Here is a 2229-nt window from a genome sequence, read left to right as displayed (position 1 = left end):
TATGCGAATACTGCTGATCAGATTGAATGCCATGCTGCGAGACGGCACAGAGTGGCGGTGACGAACGGTGGCAGTAAGACAGTTGCTCCCACATTGGGTTTTGTGTAGGGCTCAGGGTCTGTCCCAGTAGGGCACTTCGCCAAAGCACTCGACAAAGAAATCGATCACCGTCCGCACCTTCACCGACAGCCGCCGGCTCCCCGGCCACAGCACTGCGATCTGCTGCGGCTCCAGGCTGTTCGACACCTGATACTCGCGCAACACCGGCACCAGCGTGCCTTCGCGCACCGCCTCACCAATCAGCCATGACGGAAACATCACCAGCCCCAGGCCTTGCTCAGCGGCCTGAGTAAGGGTGTCGGCGTGGTTGCCAGTGATCGGGCCTTTGACCGAGTAAGGCGTCCAGTCGTCCTGATCCTGACGGAAAAACCAGCGTTGCTGACCGGTCGCACCTTTGTAGGCCAGGCACTGGTGTTGCGCGAGTTCGTCGGGATGCTGCGGTGTGCCATGGCGCTTGAGATACGCCGGGCTGGCCGCGACCTGAAAGCGGTGCGGCGCCAGAATCCGCGCCTGCATGCTTGAGTCGTGCATCGGGCCGATGCGGAACAGCAGGTCGGTACCTTCCTGCAACGGGTCGACGTAATGGTCAGTCTGCTGGATGTCCAGTTGCAGCTTCGGATAGCGCGCGCACAACTGACCGAGCCACGGCGTCAGATGCCGTTGGCCGAACACCACCGGCGCGTTGATCCGCACCAGCCCGGTGGGTTCGCTTTGCTGTTCCTGCAACGCCTGCTCGGCCTCTTCCAGTTGCACCAGCACCAGCCGCGCATGGTGGCCGAGCATGCGCCCGGCCTCGGTCGGCGTCACGGCGCGGGTGTGGCGGTAGAGCAATTGCTGGTTCAGCGCCTGCTCCATCAACTGGATCTGCCGTGAAATCGAAGAGGGCGCCACGCCCTCGCGCCGGGCGACTTCGGAAAAACTGCCGTGGTCGAGCACCGCCACAAACAGCCTGAGTGCCTTGAATCCCAGTTCATTCAGCCCGTGCATGGATCTTCCTGCTGTGCGAGTTGCGCAAAAGTGTTGTCAGGATGCTCCCATTTATCGCACAGCTACGCCAGCCGATAATCCGCGCCATCGTTTACTTGCGTGGGTTTTGGATGATGCAGACATTGGATGAAGTGAGTGTGCCGGCGCCGGCGACCCGGTCGTGGTTGCGCCTGTTGTTGCTGCCGCTGGTGATTCTGGCCGGCATGGGCCTGTCGGTGGAGGCCGGGTTACTGGGGCCGCTGGGGGAGCAGGTCGGGCATCTGTGGGCGACCTTGAGCATCTTCGGCGTGGGTTCGGCGATTCTGTTTTTGCTGCTGTTGTTCGCCGGCCCGCAGAAAGGCCCGGCGCTGACCGATCTGCCGCGCTGGCAATTGATCGGCGGCTTTCTCGGGCCGATATACGTGGTGGTGCTGACCCTGGCAACGCCGCATATCGGGATCGCGATGACGATGATCGCGATCCTGTCCGGGCAGGTCGGCAAGAGTGTGCTGATCGACCATTTCGGCTGGTTCGGCGCGACGCGCAAGAAGGTCAATGCCGAGCGGTGGCTGGCGTTGGGGTTGATAGTGGTGGCACTGGTTCTGATTGCGCGGGGTTGAGAATATGAGTCTGGTTATTTTGTTGGCAGTGGTGGTGTTGGCTGGCGCGGTGTTGAGCGTCCAAGCGGCGATCAATGGACGCCTCGGTGAAAGCGTCGGGGTGTTGCGCAGCAGTTTGCTGACGTTTTTCGTCGGGGCGGTGGTCACCGGGTTGTTGATTGTATTTTTTGAACCGGCGCATGCGGTGAGTTTGCTTGATGTGCCGAAGTGGCAGGTCTGCGGGGCGCTGTTTGGCGTGGTTTACATGATGGTCATGGTTGGCGCGGTGCCTGTTGTGGGGACTGCGGTGGCGACTGTTGCGGTGATTGTTGGCCAACTTGGGATGGGGATGTTGATCGATAATTTTGGCTGGCTGGGGAATCCGGCGATCGAGCTTTCGTCTTCGCGGGTGTTGGCGATGGTTTGTCTGGGGTTGGCTTTGGTCTTTATGTATCGGAGTAGTGTTCGCGGTTCTGATTGAGTTTTGGGTGTATATCCGTTGCTGCGGTAACGGCGGCTTAGGGTTCCGCCCTTACGGCGGGTCACTTTTTCCAGACGCCGAAAAAGTAACCAAAAAGGCTTTACCCTGACGTTCGGCCCTCGC

At 60.5% G+C, this 2229-nt stretch carries 3 protein-coding genes; 2 read left to right on the top strand and 1 reads right to left on the bottom strand.

Annotated features, from left to right (window positions below):
- Nucleotides 1–111: 111 nt before the first annotated feature.
- Nucleotides 112–1047, bottom strand: coding sequence for a LysR family transcriptional regulator (locus H043_RS0126420; RefSeq protein ID WP_027614320.1), 936 nt, complete (start codon nt 1045–1047; stop codon nt 112–114).
- 113 nt (nt 1048–1160) lie between these two features.
- Here H043_RS0126420 and H043_RS0126415 point away from each other — a divergent pair, with 113 nt between their 5' ends.
- Nucleotides 1161–1646 (top strand): DMT family transporter, encoded by a 486-nt coding sequence (locus tag H043_RS0126415; RefSeq protein WP_027614319.1) that lies wholly within the window; start codon nt 1161–1163, stop codon nt 1644–1646.
- 4 nt (nt 1647–1650) lie between these two features.
- On the top strand, nt 1651–2106 hold the full coding sequence (locus tag H043_RS0126410; RefSeq protein WP_027614318.1) for a DMT family transporter: 456 nt from the start codon (nt 1651–1653) through the stop codon (nt 2104–2106).
- The last annotated feature ends 123 nt before the right edge of the window (nt 2107–2229 follow it).

The sequence above is a fragment of the Pseudomonas sp. URIL14HWK12:I6 genome (genome assembly GCF_000514195.1).
GTDB classification, from domain to species: Bacteria; Pseudomonadota; Gammaproteobacteria; order Pseudomonadales; family Pseudomonadaceae; genus Aquipseudomonas; species Aquipseudomonas putida_A.
Note: the sequence above shows the minus strand (reverse complement) of the source record. Positions and strands in the feature narration are given on the sequence as shown.

Excerpts from the sequence above, each read along its gene's own strand:
- H043_RS0126415 (WP_027614319.1), top strand. The coding sequence starts at position 1,161 with ATGCAGACATTGGATGAAGTGAGTGTGCCGGCGCCGGCGACCCGGTCG.
- H043_RS0126410 (WP_027614318.1), top strand. The coding sequence starts at position 1,651 with ATGAGTCTGGTTATTTTGTTGGCAGTGGTGGTGTTGGCTGGCGCGGTG.
- H043_RS0126420 (WP_027614320.1), bottom strand. The coding sequence starts at position 1,047 with ATGCACGGGCTGAATGAACTGGGATTCAAGGCACTCAGGCTGTTTGTG.